At 59.7% G+C, this 20937-nt stretch carries 21 protein-coding genes; 8 read left to right on the top strand and 13 right to left on the bottom strand.

The annotated features are described in order from the left end of the window. Positions 1 to 276 precede the first annotated feature (276 nt). Positions 277 to 1353, top strand: coding sequence for a 4-hydroxyphenylpyruvate dioxygenase (hppD, locus tag J1G33_RS15110; protein WP_032875438.1), 1077 nt, complete (start codon positions 277 to 279; stop codon positions 1351 to 1353). Positions 1354 to 1517: 164 nt separating this feature from the next. Then, entirely contained in the window at positions 1518 to 2747 is a 1230-nt protein-coding gene (locus J1G33_RS15105) for a DUF6543 domain-containing protein (RefSeq protein WP_223018335.1), read from the top strand. Positions 2748 to 2801: 54 nt separating this feature from the next. On the opposite strand, the gene rarD is transcribed toward J1G33_RS15105, so the two are convergent. The 3 genes from rarD to J1G33_RS15090 all read right to left on the bottom strand — a co-directional run bounded on the left by rarD (position 2802) and on the right by J1G33_RS15090 (position 5811). After that, the gene (gene rarD, locus J1G33_RS15100; RefSeq protein ID WP_032875435.1) at positions 2802 to 3683 is read right to left on the bottom strand and encodes an EamA family transporter RarD; all 882 of its coding nucleotides are present in this window, start codon (positions 3681 to 3683) and stop codon (positions 2802 to 2804) included. A gap of 127 nt (positions 3684 to 3810) precedes the next feature. Further along, positions 3811 to 4827: an aldo/keto reductase gene (locus tag J1G33_RS15095; protein ID WP_005788244.1), complete on the bottom strand. Its 1017-nt coding sequence runs from the start codon at positions 4825 to 4827 to the stop codon at positions 3811 to 3813. Positions 4828 to 4908: 81 nt separating this feature from the next. Further along, complete coding sequence (locus J1G33_RS15090; RefSeq protein WP_078821340.1) at positions 4909 to 5811, bottom strand: LysR family transcriptional regulator; 903 nt, start codon at positions 5809 to 5811, stop codon at positions 4909 to 4911. 101 nt (positions 5812 to 5912) lie between these two features. Here J1G33_RS15090 and J1G33_RS15085 point away from each other — a divergent pair, with 101 nt between their 5' ends. After that, positions 5913 to 6617 (top strand): SDR family oxidoreductase, encoded by a 705-nt coding sequence (locus J1G33_RS15085; protein ID WP_223018334.1) that lies wholly within the window; start codon positions 5913 to 5915, stop codon positions 6615 to 6617. 24 nt (positions 6618 to 6641) lie between these two features. Here the strand turns inward: J1G33_RS15085 and J1G33_RS15080 are convergent, their stop codons facing one another. Together J1G33_RS15080 and J1G33_RS15075 are read right to left on the bottom strand one after the other, a co-directional pair. After that, entirely contained in the window at positions 6642 to 7514 is an 873-nt protein-coding gene (locus J1G33_RS15080) for a hypothetical protein (protein ID WP_032875424.1), read from the bottom strand. A gap of 179 nt (positions 7515 to 7693) precedes the next feature. Beyond that, positions 7694 to 9004, bottom strand: coding sequence for an MFS transporter (locus J1G33_RS15075; protein WP_032875421.1), 1311 nt, complete (start codon positions 9002 to 9004; stop codon positions 7694 to 7696). A gap of 160 nt (positions 9005 to 9164) precedes the next feature. Between J1G33_RS15075 and J1G33_RS15070 the strand changes: the two genes are divergently transcribed. Further along, on the top strand, positions 9165 to 10280 hold the full coding sequence (locus J1G33_RS15070) for a sugar diacid recognition domain-containing protein (protein ID WP_032875418.1): 1116 nt from the start codon (positions 9165 to 9167) through the stop codon (positions 10278 to 10280). A gap of 100 nt (positions 10281 to 10380) precedes the next feature. Beyond that, entirely contained in the window at positions 10381 to 11520 is a 1140-nt protein-coding gene (locus tag J1G33_RS15065; RefSeq protein ID WP_223018333.1) for a glycerate kinase, read from the top strand. Here J1G33_RS15065 and J1G33_RS15060 read toward each other — a convergent pair. From J1G33_RS15060 to J1G33_RS15045, 4 genes are all read right to left on the bottom strand, one after another. Beyond that, a complete protein-coding gene (locus tag J1G33_RS15060) occupies positions 11510 to 12622 on the bottom strand; it encodes a class II histone deacetylase (RefSeq protein ID WP_223018332.1) in 1113 nt (370 codons plus the stop codon). The genes J1G33_RS15065 and J1G33_RS15060 overlap by 11 nt on opposite strands. After that, entirely contained in the window at positions 12619 to 13773 is a 1155-nt protein-coding gene (locus J1G33_RS15055) for an MFS transporter (RefSeq protein ID WP_223018331.1), read from the bottom strand. Before J1G33_RS15055 ends, J1G33_RS15060 begins: the two co-directional genes overlap by 4 nt. Before the next feature lie 22 nt (positions 13774 to 13795). Further along, the gene (locus J1G33_RS15050) at positions 13796 to 14671 is read right to left on the bottom strand and encodes a transporter (protein ID WP_223018330.1); all 876 of its coding nucleotides are present in this window, start codon (positions 14669 to 14671) and stop codon (positions 13796 to 13798) included. Between the two features lie 99 nt (positions 14672 to 14770). Beyond that, positions 14771 to 15742: a LuxR C-terminal-related transcriptional regulator gene (locus J1G33_RS15045; protein WP_223018329.1), complete on the bottom strand. Its 972-nt coding sequence runs from the start codon at positions 15740 to 15742 to the stop codon at positions 14771 to 14773. A 234-nt stretch (positions 15743 to 15976) separates the two neighbouring features. Here J1G33_RS15045 and J1G33_RS15040 point away from each other — a divergent pair, with 234 nt between their 5' ends. Further along, on the top strand, positions 15977 to 16489 hold the full coding sequence (locus J1G33_RS15040) for a GNAT family N-acetyltransferase (protein WP_223018328.1): 513 nt from the start codon (positions 15977 to 15979) through the stop codon (positions 16487 to 16489). Here the strand turns inward: J1G33_RS15040 and J1G33_RS15035 are convergent. Continuing rightward, on the bottom strand, positions 16486 to 17178 hold the full coding sequence (locus J1G33_RS15035) for an aspartate/glutamate racemase family protein (protein ID WP_103735153.1): 693 nt from the start codon (positions 17176 to 17178) through the stop codon (positions 16486 to 16488). The two genes, J1G33_RS15040 and J1G33_RS15035, sit on opposite strands and share 4 nt — an antisense overlap. Positions 17179 to 17343: 165 nt before the next feature. Between J1G33_RS15035 and J1G33_RS15030 the strand changes: the two genes are divergently transcribed. Together J1G33_RS15030 and J1G33_RS15025 are read left to right on the top strand one after the other, a co-directional pair. Continuing rightward, a complete protein-coding gene (locus J1G33_RS15030; RefSeq protein WP_032875395.1) occupies positions 17344 to 17838 on the top strand; it encodes a hypothetical protein in 495 nt (164 codons plus the stop codon). Between the two features lie 105 nt (positions 17839 to 17943). Continuing rightward, the gene (locus J1G33_RS15025) at positions 17944 to 18615 is read left to right on the top strand and encodes a DUF3313 domain-containing protein (protein WP_005788271.1); all 672 of its coding nucleotides are present in this window, start codon (positions 17944 to 17946) and stop codon (positions 18613 to 18615) included. A gap of 19 nt (positions 18616 to 18634) precedes the next feature. On the opposite strand, the gene J1G33_RS15020 is transcribed toward J1G33_RS15025, so the two are convergent. The 3 genes from J1G33_RS15020 to J1G33_RS15010 all read right to left on the bottom strand — a co-directional run bounded on the left by J1G33_RS15020 (position 18635) and on the right by J1G33_RS15010 (position 20867). Then, entirely contained in the window at positions 18635 to 20035 is a 1401-nt protein-coding gene (locus tag J1G33_RS15020; protein WP_223018327.1) for a DUF1254 domain-containing protein, read from the bottom strand. Positions 20036 to 20163: 128 nt separating this feature from the next. After that, positions 20164 to 20520 (bottom strand): response regulator, encoded by a 357-nt coding sequence (locus tag J1G33_RS15015; protein WP_216091395.1) that lies wholly within the window; start codon positions 20518 to 20520, stop codon positions 20164 to 20166. Positions 20521 to 20717: 197 nt separating this feature from the next. Beyond that, positions 20718 to 20867: a hypothetical protein gene (locus J1G33_RS15010; RefSeq protein ID WP_223018326.1), complete on the bottom strand. Its 150-nt coding sequence runs from the start codon at positions 20865 to 20867 to the stop codon at positions 20718 to 20720. Positions 20868 to 20937 lie beyond the last annotated feature (70 nt).

The raw sequence follows: 20937 nt of genomic DNA, 5'->3' as shown, positions 1-20937 counted from the left end.
TCTTGCACGAAGCAGGGCAATGGGGATTTGATAAGAGTACGGACAAATCTGTTTACGCTGTGTAGAATCGGTTTACGCATACAAGAATATGGACTTGCGCTCACGCAAGCCTCGGCCGTCAGAGACTGATGACACCATGAAGCTACTCGGCTCCCCCCTCATCTTTGGTGACTTCCTCGCCCGCAGCGTGCGGGGTCTTTCCTGTGCGCCACCCTCGAACCTCATCCTTGCTCGCAACTGATCAATTGCTACCTACAAGAATGATGAGGCATCGAAATGACCGACCAATATGAAAACCCGATGGGCCTGATGGGCTTTGAATTTATCGAATTCGCATCGCCGACGCCTGGCACGCTGGAGCCGATCTTCGAGATCATGGGCTTCACCAAGGTGGCGACCCACCGTTCCAAGGACGTGCACCTGTATCGCCAGGGCGAGATCAACCTGATCCTCAACAACGAACCCGGCAGTCTCGCCGCCTACTTCGCGGCCGAACATGGGCCGTCGGTGTGCGGCATGGCATTCCGCGTCAAGGACTCGCAAAAAGCCTACAACCGGGCCCTGGAACTGGGCGCCCAGCCGATTCATATTGAAACCGGGCCGATGGAACTGAACCTGCCGGCGATCAAGGGTATCGGCGGTTCGCCGCTGTACCTGATCGACCGCTTCGGCGAAGGTAACTCGATCTATGACATCGATTTCGTCTATCTCGAAGGCGTTGACCGCAATCCGGTAGGCGCCGGCCTCAAGGTCATCGACCACCTGACCCATAACGTCTATCGCGGACGCATGATCTACTGGGCCAACTTCTACGAAAAACTGTTCAACTTCCGCGAAGCGCGCTATTTCGACATCAAGGGCGAATACACTGGCCTGACCTCCAAGGCCATGAGCGCACCGGATGGCAAGATTCGCATCCCGTTGAACGAAGAATCGTCCAAGGGCGCCGGGCAGATCGAAGAGTTCCTGATGCAGTTCAACGGCGAAGGCATTCAACACGTGGCGTTCCTCACCGACGACCTGGTCAAAACCTGGGACGCGTTGAAGAAGATCGGCATGCGCTTTATGACCGCACCGCCAGACACTTACTACGAAATGCTGGAAGGCCGCCTGCCGAACCACGGCGAGCCGGTAGACCAGCTGCAATCGCGCGGCATCCTGCTGGATGGCTCCTCGATTGCAGGCGATAAGCGCCTGCTGCTGCAGATCTTCTCGGAAACCCTGATGGGGCCGGTGTTCTTCGAGTTCATTCAGCGCAAGGGCGACGATGGATTTGGCGAAGGCAATTTCAAGGCGCTGTTCGAGTCGATTGAGCGCGACCAGGTGCGTCGCGGCGTACTGACTGCCGAGTAATTCAATGGATAACGAAAAAGCCCGGTTTTTACCGGGCTTTTTCGTGTCTGTTATATCGGGTTGTAATTGCCGGGCGGTGGAATAGGAACAGATGGTTTTTCAAATATCACATAGAGGCGAGGAGTGCAGAAAAACCTGCGCTTCCATTCCGAAGAGGTCCGCTTATGAATGTGAATTGTCCTACCCCTCAACGCCCGATCGAGCCCAGCCTACCAGCGGAACAGACCGAGCCAGTTCGCTATGTGCGTTCATCCGATGATGCAGACCTGGTCAATCAGGCGCGTAAGAAGTTTCTGGATGATGGCGAAACCGAGTTCCTGGGCGACACCCTCAGTGCCGAGGGTTATCAGTTGGTGAAGGCTGTGGTCTCACCCAACAAACCGGGTGCGCCCGGAGTGCAGGTCTCGACATTCGCGGTTGATGGCGCCCAGTCCAATGACATGATGGTGATCAAGCGGGTGCCGCCTACCGAAGATGGGCCTAATCTCGTCCTGTATATGCCGGAAGATGACGTGACCTCGTTTCATGAGTTCAAGGATGCAGAGGAAATGACGGCCTGGCTCAAGGACGTAGCCAATGACCCGACTGAGCGAAAGCGATTTACCCAGCATTTTTCCAATCCTGAAGCACCCAAACAGCAGGAACGGGTCAACAAGCAGTTCGGCGAGTTCGCGGCTGGCGATATTAATGCGGTCGTGGGTAGTTTCGGCCATGAGCGGGGGGATATTTTCGAGCGGTTGAACAAAGACGCCTCGGTCCCACCCGCTCAGGTCGACGGGCTGGTGCGAACGCAGCTCTATAAACTGGAACCAGATGGAAAGGCGTTTTATGTCGGGTATCGGCCAGATGGAGAAGCCATCGTCTATAGCTACGACGCTTATGGAAACTTGCAAGGCGGCGGCCAAAAAAAGGACGCCAAGGCGAGGAGATTTTATTTCGTCCAAAACGGGTTGAACCAAAACAAACCGCTTGAACCCATGACCTTCAACGAGTTCCGCAAGAAAATAACCAGTGTCTCCCTGGACAACGTGCGCGCTAATGACCTAATGGGTCTTTACGACGAGTTCCTGAAGCAACTCAGAAGTCCTGGGCATGGCCTCGCCACCGCGTTGAAAGCGCTGGGTCTTTCTGACAACGTGGCGAATTCCATCGAAACCATCCTGAAAGACCCCATCAAAGGAACGCTGCTTGAATTGAATCACGACAATCGTGTCGGCAAGGTGTTTGGTGTTGATAAGGCAGAGATGGATGCCAACTTGGAAAGGGTGGGCAGTCAAATCCAGAGCAACATCCCCCATTACGGTAAGTGGAGGAAAAGGTTGGAGAACACAGCCGACGTCATTGAACAAAGCGTAGGTACGCCTGAATTACCGACGACCGAAGTCAGGACCTGACTCGACAGAGGGGAATGGATACCCCACGCCATTGCGCCACTTCCATCCAGCCACTCAAGCTCGGTGCTGACGCACTAGATGTTTGAACCCTTCATACACCAGGACCATCACCGCCAGCCAGATCGGGATATAGGTCAGCCATTGCCCGCCTTGGATGCCTTCGCCCAACAGCAGGGCCACCGCCAGCAGCAGCACCGGTTCTACGTAGCTCAGCAGCCCGAACAGGCTGAAGGCCAGCAAGCGACTGGCAATGATGTAGCTCACCAGCGCCGAAGCGCTGATCAAGCCCAGCATCGGAATCAACCCGTATAGCTTGGGATGCACATCGAGCACCGCAAAACCCTGTTCGCCGCTCTGCACAAACCACCAGGCCACCGGCAGCATCAACGCCATATCCAGCCACAGCCCGCCCAAATGATCGGTGGTCAGGTATTTGCGCACCACGAAATACACCGGGTAGCCTATGATCACCACCAGCGTTGCCCAGGAAAAACCACCAGCCTGATACAACTCGTTCAGTACGCCCAGCGCGGCAAACACCACGGCGATCTGTTGCAACCGTGACAACCGCTCGCCATAGACCAGGCGCCCGGTGAGCACCATGGTCAGCGGCAGCAGGAAGTACCCCACGGAAACGTCCAGGCTGCGCCCATTCAGCGGCGCCCACATAAACAGCCACAACTGCACGCCGAGCAAGGCAGAAGACACCAGCACCCCGGCGATCAGGCGCGGCTTGGCCGCCAACATCCGCAACAGTTCCCACACCCGCCGCCACTCGCCGCTGACGATCATGAACACCGTCATGCACGGTACTGTAAGCAACATGCGCCAGCCGAAAATCTCCAGACCACTCAACGGTGTGAGCAGTGACGTGAAGTAATACATCACGGCAAACAACACCGAGGCCAAGACCGATAACACAACACCTTTAGACACACTGTCCTCGCGAAAGCCGATTCATATCCAGTTCCAGGAGGGGAGTATGGCGTTTTTTGCGAGAAATAGAATGTGGGCGGGAGTTTGCTCCCACCCACATTTTAATCTCCATGCTATCAGGCAGATTTCAGCCCGCTCGCAACGCCACGCGGCCGGAAACAAAATGGCCCACGTCGTTGAACCCCGGAGTGGACGAGTGCCCGGGCGTGACCAGCGAATCAATGAAGGCCTCATCCTCAGGCGTGATGTTTACGTCCAGCGCGCGAGTGTAGGCATCCCACTGCGCCTCGGTACGCGGCCCCACAATCGCCGAACTCACTGCCGCGTTGTTCAGCACCCAGGCAATTGCGAACTCTACAATCCCCACGCCACGTCCCTGGGTGTATTGCTGGATCAGCTGGGCGATGCGTAGCGATTCCACCCGCCATTCGGTTTCCAGGATGCGCTTGTCCTGGCGCGCGGCACGGCTGCCTGGCTCAGGTGTAACGTCAGGTGCGTACTTGCCACTGAGCACCCCACGTGCCAGCGGGCTGTAAGGCACTACACCCAAACCATAGGCTGCCGCCGCTGTGATTTGCTCGACCTCGGCCTGGCGGTTGACGATGTTATACAGCGGCTGGCTGATAATGGGTTTATCTACCCCCAGGCGCTCGGCCACGCGAATCACTTCAGCGATGCGCCAACCGCGATAATTGGACAGGCCCCAGTAGCGGATCTTGCCTTGGCGGATCAGGTCGCCAATGGCCGACACGGTTACCTCCAAAGGCGTGTCGTGATCTTCACGGTGCAGATAGTAGATGTCCAGGTAATCGGTATCCAGGCGCGCAAGGCTGGCTTCCAACGCATTGAAGATGCGCTTGCGGTTCAGCCCGCTGCGGTTGGGCAAACCATCGGCGGGGCCGAAGCCGACCTTGGTGGCCAGCACCCAATCCTGGCGATTGCGCGCAATGGCTTCGCCGACGATCTCTTCGGAGCGCCCGCCGGTGTAGACGTCGGCGGTGTCGATAAAATTGATACCCTGGTCCCAGGCCTTGTCGATGATACGTAGCGAGTCTTCGGTGCTGGTTTGTTCGCCAAACATCATGGTGCCGAGCGTCAGTGCGCTGACTTTCAACCCGGACTGGCCCAATGTGCGGTAAATCATGCAAAGCTCCTCATTGCAGGCAAATGTGAGTCATGCAATACCAGACCCGACGGCTCTGGAACAAGCCCTGGGCGCATTTCTTCATCCGCGCAGCAATGTCTGGCAGCGGGCCTGTAAAAAACGATGCAGCACTTTCACCCGCTCCGACACTTGCAGACGGTGAGGGCACATCAGGTTGAACGGCGTGGGTTCGCCTTGCCAGTCGGGAAGCAGCGGCACCAGCCGCCCGGCCTGGATGTCTCGGGCCACATCCAGGTTGGCTTTATAGGCAATGCCATGGCCGGCCAGCGCCCAGCGCCGAACGATTTCGCCGTCATCGCTGAGGTAGTCGCCGCTGACTTCGACCTCCTGCAGCAGTGTGCCCTGGCGGAAATACCAGGTGCTATTGGCCTGCCCGCGGCGCATGTAGCGCAGCGTACTGTGCTGCGCCAAATCTGCAGGCACCTGCGGTGCACCGTAGCGCGCCAGGTAGTCGGGGCTGGCGCAGACGATGCGCTGGTGGCCGGGCACCACCGGCAGCGCCACCAGGCTGGAATCCCTCGGCACGCCAAAGCGCAGGGCGATATCGACGGTGTCGCGAAACAAATCGGCATTGCTGTCGTTGAGTAACAATTGCAGGCGGATGTTCGGATGCTCGAGCTTGAACTCATCCAGCCAGCCCAGCAGCACATTGCGGCCAAAGTCCGAGGGAGCGGCCAATTGCAATAAACCACTGAGGCTTTGGCCTTGTTGCTTGATGGCATGTTCGCCTTCGGACAGGGCTTCCAGCGCCACTCGCACGCTGTCCAGATAACGCCGGCCTTCTTCGGTCAGGCGCATGCTGCGGGTGGAGCGGGCAAGCAGTCGGATGCCGAGCCGGGTTTCAAGACGCTTGAGGGCAATACTGGCCGCTGCTGGGGTAAGGCCGAGGCTACGGGCGGCAGCGGTCAGGCTACCGGTGTCGGCGCTGCGCACAAAGACTTCAAGGTCGAGAATCGAGCCCATTGATAAAAATCCTTTAAAGATCTTGTCGTTTTACCCGGATTTTTCACCGATTGCCAAGCTGTGAAGATGAAGGCTCACTTTCTTATCCAGGTAGTTTGCACATGGTCTCTTCTCTGAGCGGTAAAACCGTCATCGTTATTGGCGGCAGCAGCGGTATCGGCGCGGCAGTGGCCCAGGCGGCCATTGCTCGCGGCGCGCACGTGGTGCTGGCCGGGCGTCGCTTGACCTCCGGCATCGAGAAAGGCGCACGCAGCGAACCGGTGGACGTCACCGATAGCGCGTCGTTGCAGCGATTGTTCGAAACGGTGGGGCATTTTGACCACCTGGTCTACACCTCGGGCCCTTCGGTGCGGGCCAAGCCCCTGATCGAAACCGACCTTGACGAAGCCCAGGAAAATTTCAATGTGAAACTCTGGGGCGCGCTGCGTGCGATTCAACAGGCGCTGCCGTTCCTGAATGAACACGGCAGCATCAGCCTGACTTCCGGTCAGTTGGGGCGCAAGCTGGCACCGGGGCAGTTCATCAAGACCGGCATCAACGCTGCGACCGAAGCATTGGGCAAGCAACTGGCCAAGGAACTGGCGCCACGTCGAGTCAATGTCATCAGCCCGGGCGTGATTGACACCCCGGCCTATGCCGGGTTGGCGCAAGAGCAGCGCGTGGCGATGTTTGCCAACGCAGGCGGGGCATTGCCGGTTGGCCGGGTAGGGCAGGCTGAAGAAGTGGCGGCGGGGTATGTGCTGGCCATGGAGAACAGCTTTATAACGGGAAGCATCATCGATATCGACGGCGGCGGGCAGCTGTAACCGCCCACCGCCGGTGCCCTTTGGTTAATGACGGGCCTTGTCCAGTGTAAACGTCCCTATGGCAGTAAACTCAGGCCCGTCATTTCTTCGAAAGGAACAGGCAAACTCACCCGAGCCATGCTCGTCAGTGACTTCTTCGTTCAGTTTCAGCACCCCAGCATGGGCTGTCACCGTCCCATAAGTGTCGAGTCGTTGAAACTGAACGCGGACGTCATTATTGCCGGCCAGGTCATGGATCAATCCCTTCGCGTCGTTATAGACCACGATGGCAAAAATATTCCGAGTCCGCGGCAAGCCGTCATCGTAATAGTCGCCCATGAAGATTCGGCGATCCGGGCGGTGGCCCCCGAAGTCGGAGCTATCAATCCGCAGGTCGGTTTTGAAAGAGTAAGAACCCGGTAGCGGCCCACCCTCGAAAGTCAGGTCCAGTTCACCCTTGGCCGGATACTGGGCGCTGTGAACCATTGACACGCCTGTCAGGTCGACATCACCTTTTGTCAGCGTTATTTGTTTATCGCTACCAAACTGCGCTTTACCCGAGAAAGACGCCTGCATCCGTTCACCGTCGAATGACACTGTTATCTCCCCGGCAGTTGCCCAATAGGGAGAAATGCCCGAGTTTTCATACGCAGAAAAGAGCAACCTGGCGTGCCCATCGGCAAAGCTATAGCTGTGTTCGGTCCCGTCACTCGGTAGCTCAGCGGGAAGATAAATATCAATGCCATAAAAATGGTTGGGCTCTGGAGAGAGACGTTTTGTCGCCACCAAATGCCATATTCCATTTGGCTCCTGGTACATATCCATTTTATCCGCGTCACCTTGGAAGGTCAGGTTGTGCGCGCCTGCTACTGTGACTGTTAACTTACCTTGGGTGCCCTGTGCTGTTTTACTGATCATCTCGATAGCCCTTCAAGAAGTGAAATGAATTCACAGTGAAGGCTAAATGCGATCCAAAAATTTGAATACTGTCAAAAGTGACAGGTATAAAAAGCAAGCCTTTAATTCCATTCAAGGCAGCGTGTGCCGACGCAAACACCCTCACGCCTTCCAAGAGCATCTGCGCCGTCCCATGGAGGTTAAACCTTGAGCGCACGCGTCATCCGCAAAGCCAACATACTCCCACCCACAATCACCGCCGCCAGCAGGTACAACGCCACATCGGTTGAACCAGTGGCATCTTTCACAAAACCGACGATATACGGGCTGAGAAACCCCGCCATCTGCCCCATGGAGTTGATCAACGCCAAGCCACCCGCTGCGGCACCGGCACTGAGCATGGCGGTGGGCACCGGCCAGAACATTGGCAGGCCGGTAAGTGCACCCATGGTGGCGATGGTCAAGCCAAGGATGGCGATGGCCGGGGTGGTGGCGAAGTTAACCGCAATCACCAGGCCGATGGCGCCCATCAGCATCGGCACTACCAAGTGCCAGCGGCGTTCCTTGCGCAAGTCAGCGGAGCGGCCCACCAGCAGCATGAACACCGCCGCCAGCAAATAGGGGATCGCGCTGAGCCAGCCAATCACCAGGTTGTCGCTGAACCCCAGGTTCTTGATGATCGAAGGCAGCCAGAAGTTGATCGCATACACGCCGCTCTGGATGCAGAAGTAGATCAGGCCGAACGCCCAGATCGCCGGGTTCTTGAAGACTTCGGCCAGCGAATCGCTGGTGGTTGCGGGCTTGTTCGCCAGGTCCGTGGCCTGGTCGGCTTCCAACACTGCGCGCTCATGGGGCTTGAGCCACTTGGCATTGGCGAAGCTGTCACTGAGCAGAAAGTAGGCGAGGGCGCCGAGGATCACAGTCGGGATGCCCTGCAGCAGGAACATCCACTGCCAGCCCGCCAGGCCACCTTGGCCGGCTGCGAAGTGGTTGAGGATCCACCCAGAGAACGGGCTGCCGAGCAAGCCGGACACCGGGATTGCCGACATGAACAGTGCCATGATCCGCCCACGGCGGAAGGTCGGGAACCACTGCGAGAGGTACAGCACCACGCCGGGGAAGAAGCCGGCTTCAGCGGCACCGGTAAACAGGCGTAAGGTGTAGAAATGCGTCGGCGTGGTCACAAACAGCAAGCAGGTAGACAGCGTCCCCCACACGATCATCATCAACGCGATCCAGCGCCGTGGGCCGAACCGGGTGAGTGCCAGGTTGCTCGGCACGCCGCACAGCACGTAGCCGATAAAGAAAATCCCGGCGCCCAGGCCGTACACGGTTTCGCTGAACTTCAACGCATCGAGCATCTGCAGCTTGGCAAAGCCAACGTTTACCCGGTCGAGGTAATTGAACAGGTAGCAGATAAAGATGAAGGGGATCAGGCGCAGGGTGATGCGCTTGTAGATGGCGTTTTTATCGTCATCGCTGGCCAGTGCTGCAGTGGCGCTCTGTGGCATGGGATTCTCTCTTTATTATGATTTTTCGCGGCGCGAGGGTAACGTTGACCGCCCCAACAGTCTCGGCGACGTAATGGGCGACTGTCTTTGTGCCGGCGCACAGCGAAGCCGCCTTTGCGCTGTGCCGGTGAACAACCCGTCTTTTCAGGAAATTAGCCCCATGTTCGAGTTGGATCATGACTTGGCGCAGGAGATTGTCGATCGCACCATGGCAATCCTGCCGTATAACGTCAACGTCATGGACAGCCAGGGCCTGATCCTCGGCAGCGGTGAGCCGGAGCGTATCAATACTCGTCACGAAGGGGCGCAGTTGGTCCTGGCCAATGGCCGGGTGGTGGAAATCGACGGGCAGACCGCCAAGCACCTCAAGGGCGTGCAACCGGGCATTAACCTGCCGCTTATGCACGATCAGCGGCTGATCGGCGTGCTGGGCATTACCGGCGAACCCGATGGCCTGCGCACCTATGCCGAACTGGTGCGTATGACGGCTGAAATGTTGGTCAGCCACCGCCATCAGCAAGCTGAGCAGCAATGGCGACGCCAGCGTTGCGATGATTTGCTGGCCTTGCTGCTGGCCGACAATGGCGACTCCCCCCGCCTGGTGGACGAAGCCCGGCAACTGGGCCTCAAACCGCATCTGGCGCGCACGCCATACCTGTTCGAACTGGGCCCGGGCCAATCGGCAGAAGCCTTGAGTGCCTGGCTTACCAGCCGCTATCCCGACAGTTGGTGCGTCAGCCCTGCGCAGTTCTCCCTGCTGTGGTGCCGGCCTGCCGCTGTGCAGGTCGATAATCCGCGTTTGCTGGAAAAGCTCGACGGCCTGGGTTGGACTATCCTGCGTGTTGCGGTTGGCGGGCAAGCGGATGGCTTGCCAGGGCTGCGCCGCTGTTACCGCAGGGTCAGTGATCTACTTGCCTATGGCCGCGATCTCCTGCCGCAAACACGCCTATTGACCCTCACCCGTTATCGTCTGCCGGTCATGCTCTGGCGTCATCGCAACGACGACGCGCTGGACGAGCTGCTCAACCCATTGCGCAAGGTGCTGGCCAAGGATAGCAATGGGCAACTGCTGGCGACCTTGCGCAGTTGGTGCGAGCACGACGGGCAAAGCCAGGCGTGTGCCGATGCCTTGGGCATCCACCGCAACAGCTTGCGTTACCGCATGGAGCGTATTGCCGAACTCAGCGGCGTCGACCCGCTGACCCTCGACGGTATGCTTACCTTATACCTGGGCGTGCAGTTGTTGCCTCAGCCTCTGGAGGCGCAGGCTTTGTAGAAATGACCAACAAACCCCACCTGCACTTGTGCATCGGACCGGCGTCATTGCCCAGGCCAACTGGCAGCATGGGCATTATAAAAACCGGAGAAAGCCCATCATGAAGATCATCATCGCCCCCGACTCGTTCAAGGACAGCCTCAGTGCCGCAGGCACGGCCCAGGCCATTGCCGAAGGGTTGGCCCAGGTCTGGCCGGATGCGCAGTTGGTCGAATGCCCGATGGCCGATGGCGGTGAGGGCACGGTGGATGCGGTACTTGCCGCGTGCAATGGCCAGTTGCGCCGGCAAACCGTGCGAGGCCCACTGGGAGACGAAGTCGAGGCGCGTTGGGGCTGGTTGGCCGACAGCCATACCGCAATTATCGAGATGGCCGAGGCCAGTGGTTTGCAACTGGTCGCGCCCGGCCAGCGCGACGCGTGTTCGACGACAACATATGGCACCGGGGAGTTGATCTGCGCCGCCCTGGATGCGGGCGCGCAGCGTATTATCCTGGCGATTGGCGGCAGTGCTACCAACGATGGCGGGGCGGGTGCGATGCAGGCCCTGGGTGTGCAACTTTTTGACGCAGAAAGTCAGCCGTTGTCCCCGGGTGGGCTGGCGTTGGCGGGTCTGGCGCGTATTAGCCTTGAAACGCTCGACCCGCGTTTGGCGCAGGTGCGTTTTGAGATCGCTGCTGACGTCAATAACCCCCTGTGCGGTCCTCACGGTGCCTCAGCGATTTTCGGCCCGCAGAAAGGTGCGAGTCCCGAGCAGGTGGCACAACTGGACGCCGCCCTTGACCATTTCGCCCACCACTGCGCCCAGGTGCTGCCCAAGGATGTGCGCGACGAACCCGGCAGTGGTGCTGCCGGTGGTCTGGGCTTCGCGGCCAAGGCATTCCTCGGTGCGCAATTTCGTCCGGGCGTGGAGGTGGTCGCCGAACTGGTCGGCCTCGAAGACGCCGTACGCGGCGCCGACCTGGTCATCACTGGCGAAGGCCGCTTCGACGCTCAGACCCTGCGCGGCAAGACCCCGTTCGGGGTTGCGCGCATCGCCAGCCAGCACGGCGTACCGGTCATTGTGATCGCAGGCACCTTGGGCGACGGTTACGAGCAGATGTATGCCCACGGTGTGGATGCAGCATTTGCCCTACCGTCGGGACCAATGAGCCTGGAACAAGCCTGCAGCGAGGCGCCACGCCTGTTGCGCGAGCGCGCCGCGGATATTGCGCGGGTGTGGCGCCTTGCTGCTAATCGCTGACCCCCTGCGCCAACCGCTCCACCCACTGCTCCTGAAACGCTTGCAGCGCCGCACCGGGTTGCTGCAATTGCACAAACTCCAGCATTGGGTCTTGCACCGCTGTGCGCACGCCGCTTAATTCCTCGAGGGTCGCCAACCCGCAAAACGGTACGTAGGCTTCGCTGTAACCGCCTTCATGCACCAGCACCAGGCGGCCCTGGCACAAACGCTCGGCTGCCTGGCGCAGGCTGCGGGTCATCAGCCGGAACGATTCGCTGTGCAGCAACATGCGCGCCAGTGGGTCGACGGCGTTGGCGTCATAGCCGCAGGCGATGATGATCAACTCTGGCTCGAAACGCTCCAGGGCGGGCAGCACAATGCGTTCCATCGTATGCGCATAGGTTGCGTGACCACTGCCCGGCGGCAGCGGGATATTGATGTTGGCGCCCAGGCCGGCACCCCGGCCACGATCCCGTTCGCCGCTGTAGCCCGGTGGGTAGCAAGCGTCCTGGTGCAGTGAAACCGTCAACACATCGGCGCGCTCCTCGAAGATTGATTGCGTGCCGTTACCGTGGTGCACGTCCCAGTCGATCACTGCGACTTTGCCGAGCCCGTTATGGACCTTGGCCGCTTCGATGGCAATGGCAATATTGGCGAGAAAGCAGAAGCCCATGGCGCTGTCTGCCAGGCAGTGATGCCCAGGCGGCCGAGACAGGGAATAGGCATTGTGCGCCTGACCCTTGAGCACCGTGTCTACGGCGGCGATGGTCAAGCCCGCAGACAGTTTCGCGATCTCGTAGCTGCCCGGCCCAATCGGCGCCTGCGGGCCGAGCTCGCCGCCGCCAGCATCGCTCAGGGCCTTGAAGCGTTGCAGATAAGCGCTGCTGTGCACCCGTAGCAGGTCTGCTTCACTGGCCGGCGGTGCGCTAAGCAGGTGCAGATGACGCGTCAATCCAGACACATCCAACAAGCTTTTCAAGCGGCGTTTGGTCTCCGGGGATTCGGCATGACCGCTGCCAGCCGGCGGCTGTACCCAGCCGCCTACGGGTAATGTCAGCGCGTGCGCACCTGCGCTGTGCCACAGGCTCATTTCATCGAAGAAAAATGCGGTGGTTCGGTTCATACCGGCTCCAGTTCGGTGAGGTGGTTGGGACGGCTGGTGAGGATCATCACCAGGGAAAGCAACGTGATGACGGCAGCGCCCAGCAGCAGGAGGGTGAACCCGCCGCTGGCCTCGATCAGGCGGCCGGCAATCGCCGGGCCGATGGCCAGGCCACCGCCGATCACCAGGTTGGAGGCGTTCATGAGTTTGCCGCTGTGATCAAGGTCGGCCAGGCAGGCCAGCACCAACGGCAGGATGAACGTCCAGGTGAACTTGAACAGCAGCGCCGCCAGGGCAAAACGCAGCAGCGCTGGCTCGCCGAGCAAAAGCAGCACAGCCGCCACCATCAGCGCATAACCCCCGAGCAACAGAATTGCTCGGGGCAGTCGCCCGCCAATCAGCGACGCGCTCGCGGCGCCAGCAATGCCCATTACGGTTGCGATGGCGAGTACCTCACCACTGTGTTGCGGGGAAATCCCGACACTGGCGCCCAAGGCACCGATAAAGGTCCAGACACCGCCCAGGCTGATGTAAAAGGCCAGGACCGCGCCGACCCCCAGCGCGGCTTTCCAGCGCGAGCCAGGCAATGAAGGGCCGTGGTTTGCCGGTGCCGTGGCATTGCCAGCGGGAAACGCCCGGGCCAGAGGCAGCAACAGGGTCATCAAGCCTGCCAGGATCAGGTAGCAGGCGTTCAGTCCAAACCGCTCGAACAAGCCCGGCAGTACGATCAGCCCGAGTGCACCGACGACTAATTGGCCCATCACCCACAGCCCGTAGACACGGCTGGGATTGGCGGTAGTGGCGGCGCTGGCCAAGCAGAGGATCATCAATGAGCCGCCGGCCAGGGCGCTGGCACAGCGCAGCGCCAGTAACGCTGCATAGGTGTCGGCGCGCATCGACAACAGATTGGCCACGATAAACAGCAGCGCTGCAATCAGGGCCGCGGTGCGCCAGTCAACGCGCTTGAGCCACCACCAGGCAGGCAAGGTCGCCAGGCTCATCGCGCCCAGCTCCACGGAAAACAAATCGCCAATGCGTGCCGGGCTCAGTTGCCATTCGCTGGCCAACTGCGCGGCCACGGCGGGTGCGGTCATCAGGATGGTCGGGGTGATGGCGGCAAACAGCACGATTGCTGCCAGCCGTGCCTTTGCCGCAGAGGGTTGAGTAGGCATTTTCAAACTCCAGGAATGGGGATCAGAACACATGGACCAGACGCAGCAATGCCTCGGTCCCGGCATAGCCGTTGGAGGCAGCGACGTTTTGCGAAAGGCTGACCATCAGTTGGTTCTGGGTGTCGAGCCAATGCCCCAGTTCCAGGCCCAGTTGCGTGTAGCGTTTGTGGGTATCGTCGATACGGCGATTGTTGATGCGCAGCGCACCACCATCCGCCTGGATCAGGCGCAGTGCCCCGTAAGTGGCGGCGCTGAAGTCATAGGACGCGAAGGCTTGCAGGCGGTACAGCGGAGCTTGCTTGAGTTCGCTGCCAAAATAGTCGTCATTCTTGGCGTAAAGCTGGGCTTCGAGGTTGGCTTCCAGCACCCAGTTATCGCCGATGCCCTGGGTGTAGTTGTAGACAAAGGTGGCGCCCCAACGGTTGGCACCCGGGGACACATCCGGGTTCTGGCTGTGGTACTCACCTAGCGGCACGCTGATCAGGCTCAACAGGCCGCTGTAGGTGCGCGATGCCGGGTCGTTGATGAAAAACAGCGTGCCGCCCACTTGTGGATCGCCCAGGCCGCGCTCGCGGGTGCGCTGCTCAGTGCCGGGCAAGCGCGCCGTAATGTCGGCAAATGGCAGGATGAACTGCGGTGTACACAGCGTGCCGCAGGCGTCGGTGAAATACACCTGGCGGTAGGCCAGGGCGTTGACCTTGAGGTCGGCCTTGCCGGTGCTGTCGGCGGGCCCGTGGAAATCGCCGGCACGGGTGGCGGGCAGGTACACCACCCCCAGGCTGGTGCCCGCCGGTGCGCCAAAAAAGTCCCGAGCGTTAAGGTCGGCAGCCTGGCTGTCGAGGCTGAGCAGCGTGCCGCCAAGCAGCACTGTGATCTTGCATAGAGGTGAATGAATCATGGCAAGGCATCTCTTGTAAGCGGCAGCCAAAAAACGGGCAACAGCTGCCCGCGACCGTGAAAACGAGCGTGGCAAAGTCTTAAGTTGAAAGGGCGAGGATCAGTCGGGTGGGGCGTGTACCAAGTGCGCTATACGCGCCTTGTCGTTTACCCCTAGCTTGGTGTAAATGGCGCGCAGATGGTGACGTACCGTATTGGGTGAAAGGCCAAGGTCGCGGGCCACTTGCTTATAAGTCTTGCCCTCGCCAAACCCCTGGGCCACGTCGTTCTCTCGCGGGCTCAACTGGGGCAGTGCACGGTTGAGGCGCGCCGCCAGCAGCAACTGGTCGCCCACTGCCGAAACCTGGATGTGAATGTGCTTGCCGGCATGGCCGCGTTCATCCAGTTGTACCGGCAGGGTAGGGCCGCTCCAGCGCGGCCACTCACTGAGCAAAATGTCGATAAAGCCGCGCTCGGCGCATTGCAATACGCCTCGAGGGTCGCATACAGCCAAGGCGAGGTTGCGTGGGCTGGTCAGGGTTTCACGCATGGCCACCAAGGTACGGATCTGGTTCGCAGACACTGCCGCCACCAGATGCAACATCAGATTATTGAGCAGCAGGCAGTCATGGGTGTTGAACCTGGGCGCACCGGGTTTGCGGTATAGCGTCAGGTGGTCGCTGAGGTGGGTTTGCGGGTCGATATGGATCACGCACAGCAATTGGCCCAGGCCGTGGCGCTGCCCCAGCCAATTCAAGGCGCTGCCATTGGCCGGGTCGCGCATGTCGATGATCACGGCCTGGCCGGGTCGCGCATGAACTCGGCCGACGGTCACGTCCAGATGGCGGATCGACTGCCAGTCGGCCAGGTAGTGTGGTGGCAAATGGTACAGGTAGCTGTTGTGCTCCTCCGGCATACCGTCAATCACCGCCGCGCGCCCCCACCAGGCACTGTCAAATGCCAGCAACTGGCTCAGCCGTGCCAGGGCATGGTGCTGGAAATGTTCGATGTCTTGATGTTGGGCCAGGCGCTGCAGATCCAGGGCCAGGGTACTGAAGGCCTGCAACAGGCCATTGGGATCAAGGCGACTCATAGGTATTCCTCTGTGGGACTTTTTTTGTTGTTCTCGTCACAGGGTGAAGGCCGGGGCCTGGGGCCTGGGGTCAGGGGGCAGGGCCTGGGTTGAGTATCGATGTTGCACGGCTGGACTGCCATCGTTCAGATGCAGGATGGCGCTGGTTGATGTGTGGGAAAACGCCGGGCTCGTCAGGCGGCTGACTTTGCCCCTACACTGGTCCGCCATTGGTCTTTCAAAGGATGAAACGCAATGCACACACCTGAGCCCCATATCGTGATCCAGCGCTTTACCGAGGCCCACCTTGAGGGCGTCGCCGCGCTCTACAACGAACCGGCGGTCTGCCGTCAGGTGCTGCAAATGCCTTTCCAATCGGTGGAAGCCTGGCGCAAGCGTTTGGTGATGGATAACGAGCGGCGCATGCAGCTGGTGGCAGTACATGGCGGTGAAGTGGTTGGCCAACTGGGCCTGGAACAGTACCTGCGCGTGCGTCAGAGCCATGTCGGTTCATTCGGCATGGGCGTGGCGACTGCCTGGCAGGGCAAGGGCGTCGGCTCGCGGCTGTTGACCGCCGCGCTGGACGTCGCCGACAACTGGATGAACCTGCACCGCGTGGAACTGACGGTGTATGCCGACAACGAAGCCGCGCATCACCTGTATCGCAAGTTCGGCTTCGAAGTGGAGGGCCGGTTGCGCGATTACGCCCTGCGTGACGGTGCGTTTGTCGACACCCTGAGCATGGCGCGCCTGCGCAAGTCGGCTTAATCCGCTAGAGCAAACGCCACCGCAGCCTGCGCATGCAGCGCGGTGGTATCCAGCAGCGGCAGGGCGCTGTGTTCGGGCTGGATCAACAGGCAGATTTCCGTGCAGCCGAGGATGACCGCCTGGGCGCCGCGCGCGGCGAGCGCCCGGATCACCCGCTGATACACCTGGCGCGAAGCGTCGCTGATGACTCCCACGCACAACTCTTGATAAATGATTCGGTGCACTTGCTTGCGCTCTTCCGCGTCCGGTATCAGCACGGTCAGGCCCTGGGCGGCGAGGCGGGATTTGAGGAAGTCCTGTTCCATAGTAAACGCGGTACCGAGCAGACCCACCGTCAAGGTTCCGGCCTCAAGGGCTGCGGCCGCCGTGGCGTCGGCAATATGCAGGAATGGAATCGACACCGCCGCCTCAATACCCGGCGCCACCAGGTGCATGGTATTGGTACACAGCACCACGCACTCGGCGCCCCCTGCCTGCAAACGGCGCGCGGCGTCCTCCAGGATCAGCGCGGTATCGTCCCAGCGCCCGGCGTGCTGGGCCTGCTCCACCGGGCCGAAGTCCACGCTGTACAGCAAAATCTGCGCGCTACGCAAAGGGCCAAGCTGGTCACGTACGCGCTGGTTGATGAGGCGGTAATACTCGGCGCTGGATTCCCAACTCATGCCGCCGATAAGGCCGATGGTGCGCATGCAATGCTCCGGACAAGGGGGTAGGGCACAACCTTACTCATCGACGGTGGGTTCGTCATACGCAGTTGCCGACAAAATCACCGGAGCAGTTTTTAACCCATACGGTAATGCTCTGCATCTGCCATGATCAGGCTTGGCAACCTGGCTCACCCAAGGAAATCCGCAATGGACGATGTACAGCAACTGGGCGAGATGCTTCGTCATTACGCCGATAGCGAAGCACACAAACAACAGCAGTTCGACCTGCAATCAGCACGTTGGGCGCAGAAGCTTGGCGAGCTGTTCGGCCAGATTGAACAGTGGCTGGAGCCGGTAAAAACCGTAGGTTTGCTGGAGGTTCAGCGTGAGGCTTACACCGCCAGCAGCCCGAGCGTGCCGGTGGAGAGTTCACCCTTCAAGAGCGAAAAACTCAGTGTGCACATCACTGGCAAAAGCGTGGAGTTCGTGCCGGATGTGATGGGCGTCGGTGGTTTGATTTCAGTATCGGTGATGGGCCTCACCGCCGCTCGCCACGGCAGTGTGTCGCTGGTCCTGCCGGTGGATAAGCACGACTGGCTGTGGAAGAAAACCAACGGCCTGAAAGACCCGGACACCTTCGGTTTCGACGCCAACTTCCTGGCCACTCAGCTACAGAGCCTGATCCCGCGCGAACGCGCATGATCGGCACAGAAGAAAACAGGCTCTGCATTTAATCAGGTGCATTGCCCAAGTATTGGCTATACCTAAAACTCATTCTTACGATGATGGTCGCCAGGGAGTTCAACAATGAAATTAAGGCTCATGATCAGCACACTGTGCGTCGCCTCGCTCGGCATGGCAGGCTGTGCCAGCAAGGTGCCGCAACCAGATGAGTATTCAGGGTTTCTCTCCAATTACAGCCAGCTCAAGGAAGCCAAGTCGCCCTCCGGGGCAGAGGTGATGCGCTGGGTCGATCCGCAGTTGGACTTGAGCCGCTACACCGCGGCGTACATCGAGCCTACCCAGTTCTATCCCAAACCCCAGGCCACCGCAAAGATTCCGGACAGCACCCTGCGGGGCATCAGCGACTATTACAACCAGGCGCTCAGGCGTGAACTTGCCAAGTCACTGCCCCTGGCCAATGCTCCAGGCCCAGGCGTGATCGTGGTGCGTGCGGCGATTACCGCCGTGAGCAGCAAGACCGAAAGCCTCAAGCCCTATGAGTTTATCCCCGTGGCGCTGGTGGCCGCAGCAGTCAGCACCGGCACGGGCATCCGCGATCAGGAGACCACGCTGGGCACTGAGGCGCAGTTCCTCGACGGAGGCACGAACAAAGTGGTGGCTCAGGTGGTACGCAAAGGCACCGGCAAGCCATTGGCCAATGACTCACAGGTGCTCAAGGCCGACGACGTGAAAGTCGTCATTGATGGCTGGGCGTCGGACCTGCATCAGTCCTACGTGAAGCTCAAAAAACATTGAGCCTCGGCAAGCCCAGGTGCTATTTCAGCGGTGTCAACGGGGGCAGCTTCCATTGACCGTTACCCACCTCGGGCTTGGGCAGGTAAATACGCAGGACCGCATAGAACGGACCGGGCGGGGCCGGCAGCCAATTGCTCTGTTCGGCCTTCGGTGGCTCGTGGTGTTGCAGCGCCAGGGTGAGGCCACCGTCGGCGTCACGCTGGAGGGTCGATAACATCCGCGAGTTGATCAGATAGCGTTTCTTGTGGTTAGGCACCAGCATTTTTGTCTTGGCGTCGTACAGGGTCAGCGACCAGAACGCATCGGTCGGTGGCAGCTGGTCCTTGGCAAAATGCACGGTGTAGCTGTGGCGTGCGCCGTTGGCCGGCTTACCCTCACTGTCGACGTCGTAGGTCAGGTGAGCCGCTTCGTCGCTGGAGTGACCGAAAATGCCCAGCTCGGCACCGGCGTAGCGATACAGGTAGTTGTTTTGCAGGCGGTCGCGGCTACCGAACAGATCAGCCTGGGCAACCTGATGAGTGTCGAGTTTGTCCTTTTTGAACGCGGCAAATTCGGCCCGGCCATCGGCGATGCCTTCTTCCAGGGCCTTGCGCTGTTCTGCTGTCAATTGGTTGACCTTGAACGGCGCACCCGGCGCTATGCCGATTTTGGCAAAGCGCGCCAGCAGGTCTTTTTCGCTGTCCTGTGGGGCGGCGAAGGCCAGCATGAAGTTCAGGTAGCGAAACAGTTGCGGGCCTTCGGTCATGGTCGCCGTCGGCTTGGGCCATTCGATCTTCGGCACCTTGGCCGGGGCAGGCTGCTTCACATAGCTGCTCAGGGGCTGCACTTTGTAGCCGCTCTGGATTTGCTTGACCTTGGCCAGGTCCTTGTCATCAAACAGTTGCGTGCGGTACAGGGCGTAGGCGATGTTGCTTTCGCTGTAGACCACGCGGTCGATGTCCACCGGTTGCTGACCCTTCCAGTCAGGCCCGGCAATCATGTAGTGACCGCCGTTGTTACCGGTGCTGCGGGTGCCCAGATAAGCAATGTTCTGGGAATAGAGGTCGATCAACTGCACCGAGTAGTAGCGCTCGTCTTCAATCCTGGGCAGGGTCAGTACCAGAGGCTCTTTGCGCAGGTCCATCCATACGAATGAGTAGGGTGTGTCGGCGTTCGGGCTAGGGAGCGCGGTGTCCTTGGGGGTCAATACCTGCGCGGTATTACCGATATGGTTGAACGGCGCCTTGAAGTGGGCGCCGCCCTTGTCAACGGCCTGGGTGTAGAGCGTCTTGTACATTTGCACCACCGGGAACCCGTACAGGTAGGCTTCCTTGGCGATTGCCCGGGCTTCACTCGGGCTGGCGGTGAAGTCAGCCCAGGCGCCGGTACTCATAAATATCGAGAGGCTCGCCAACAGCAGGCGCGTCGGTTTTCCAATCATGTTGTTGCGTCCTTCCTGAGTTCTGTCTAAGAGCGTGAGGTGAAGGCGCAGAGTTTCCAGTTTTATTGGCCGAACGTCACGTTAATCCCTTCGCCGACGCGGACAGATCACTAAAGGAGGGGGCAGGCTCAAAGCATTGATTTGACTTTGTCACGTAGTTGGTCGATGGAAAATGGCTTGGCGATCACCTGCATGCCGGACGTCGCATCAATATTTTCGGCATAGCCACTGGCAAATAGAATAGGCAGGGTGGGGCGCAGTTCGCGGACCTTGGTCGCCAGCTCCCTGCCATTCATGTCTGGCAGGCCGACGTCGGTCATCATCAGGTCGATCACCTGGCTAGTGTCCTGCACCATAGAGAGTGCCTCTTCGGCGTCAGCGGCCTCAAGCACCTTGAACTCCAACTCTTCGAGTACATCGACGATCAGCATGCGCACGATGGCATCGTCTTCGACTACAAGGATGGTGGATGCTTCAGCGGACATAAGGGAGATTCCTGAAAAATAAAGGGCGTGTCTTCAACGCTTGAAAGACCATTCTCTAATGAGTCGCGCCGATCTCGGCAAGTTCCGTTGCGGTGGGGCATTGTGAAGGGTATGCGAGCAAATGTCGCGGGAACAAAGGGAAGAACGTCAATGGCACTGCGCAACCATGCCATTGACGCAAGTGATTCAAACGAAGGTCAAAGATTTGCGGTGATCAGCGGATAGGGCTCGTTGTACGGCACGGTGTTGACAAAGCTCTGTTCGTTGAAATAACTGACGTTGAACTCTGGTACGCCGCTGGCAACGTCGACGGGTTTAAGCGTGCCGGCGGCCCATCCACTGTTCAAAGAGACCTCCAGCCCCCGGCGCATTGAGGCCTCATCCGCAAACGTCGCCAACCCGAAGTTGGGGTTGAAG

The organism is Pseudomonas sp. P867 (assembly GCF_019891455.1).
Classification (GTDB): domain Bacteria; phylum Pseudomonadota; class Gammaproteobacteria; order Pseudomonadales; family Pseudomonadaceae; genus Aquipseudomonas; species Aquipseudomonas synxantha_A.
Note: the sequence above shows the minus strand (reverse complement) of the source record. Positions and strands in the feature narration are given on the sequence as shown.

What these genes read in the sequence shown, in the direction of transcription:
- hppD (WP_032875438.1), top strand. Translation starts at nt 277, where the DNA reads ATGACCGACCAATATGAAAACCCGATGGGCCTGATGGGCTTTGAATTT.
- J1G33_RS15105 (WP_223018335.1), top strand. Translation starts at nt 1,518, where the DNA reads ATGAATGTGAATTGTCCTACCCCTCAACGCCCGATCGAGCCCAGCCTA.
- J1G33_RS15095 (WP_005788244.1), bottom strand. Translation starts at nt 4,827, where the DNA reads ATGATTTACCGCACATTGGGCCAGTCCGGGTTGAAAGTCAGCGCACTG.
- J1G33_RS15090 (WP_078821340.1), bottom strand. Translation starts at nt 5,811, where the DNA reads ATGGGCTCGATTCTCGACCTTGAAGTCTTTGTGCGCAGCGCCGACACC.
- J1G33_RS15085 (WP_223018334.1), top strand. Translation starts at nt 5,913, where the DNA reads ATGGTCTCTTCTCTGAGCGGTAAAACCGTCATCGTTATTGGCGGCAGC.
- J1G33_RS15080 (WP_032875424.1), bottom strand. Translation starts at nt 7,514, where the DNA reads ATGATCAGTAAAACAGCACAGGGCACCCAAGGTAAGTTAACAGTCACA.
- J1G33_RS15075 (WP_032875421.1), bottom strand. Translation starts at nt 9,004, where the DNA reads ATGCCACAGAGCGCCACTGCAGCACTGGCCAGCGATGACGATAAAAAC.
- J1G33_RS15070 (WP_032875418.1), top strand. Translation starts at nt 9,165, where the DNA reads ATGTTCGAGTTGGATCATGACTTGGCGCAGGAGATTGTCGATCGCACC.
- J1G33_RS15065 (WP_223018333.1), top strand. Translation starts at nt 10,381, where the DNA reads ATGAAGATCATCATCGCCCCCGACTCGTTCAAGGACAGCCTCAGTGCC.
- J1G33_RS15060 (WP_223018332.1), bottom strand. Translation starts at nt 12,622, where the DNA reads ATGAACCGAACCACCGCATTTTTCTTCGATGAAATGAGCCTGTGGCAC.
- J1G33_RS15055 (WP_223018331.1), bottom strand. Translation starts at nt 13,773, where the DNA reads ATGCCTACTCAACCCTCTGCGGCAAAGGCACGGCTGGCAGCAATCGTG.
- J1G33_RS15050 (WP_223018330.1), bottom strand. Translation starts at nt 14,671, where the DNA reads ATGATTCATTCACCTCTATGCAAGATCACAGTGCTGCTTGGCGGCACG.
- J1G33_RS15045 (WP_223018329.1), bottom strand. Translation starts at nt 15,742, where the DNA reads ATGAGTCGCCTTGATCCCAATGGCCTGTTGCAGGCCTTCAGTACCCTG.
- J1G33_RS15040 (WP_223018328.1), top strand. Translation starts at nt 15,977, where the DNA reads ATGCACACACCTGAGCCCCATATCGTGATCCAGCGCTTTACCGAGGCC.
- J1G33_RS15035 (WP_103735153.1), bottom strand. Translation starts at nt 17,178, where the DNA reads ATGCGCACCATCGGCCTTATCGGCGGCATGAGTTGGGAATCCAGCGCC.
- J1G33_RS15030 (WP_032875395.1), top strand. Translation starts at nt 17,344, where the DNA reads ATGGACGATGTACAGCAACTGGGCGAGATGCTTCGTCATTACGCCGAT.
- J1G33_RS15025 (WP_005788271.1), top strand. Translation starts at nt 17,944, where the DNA reads ATGAAATTAAGGCTCATGATCAGCACACTGTGCGTCGCCTCGCTCGGC.
- J1G33_RS15020 (WP_223018327.1), bottom strand. Translation starts at nt 20,035, where the DNA reads ATGATTGGAAAACCGACGCGCCTGCTGTTGGCGAGCCTCTCGATATTT.
- J1G33_RS15015 (WP_216091395.1), bottom strand. Translation starts at nt 20,520, where the DNA reads ATGTCCGCTGAAGCATCCACCATCCTTGTAGTCGAAGACGATGCCATC.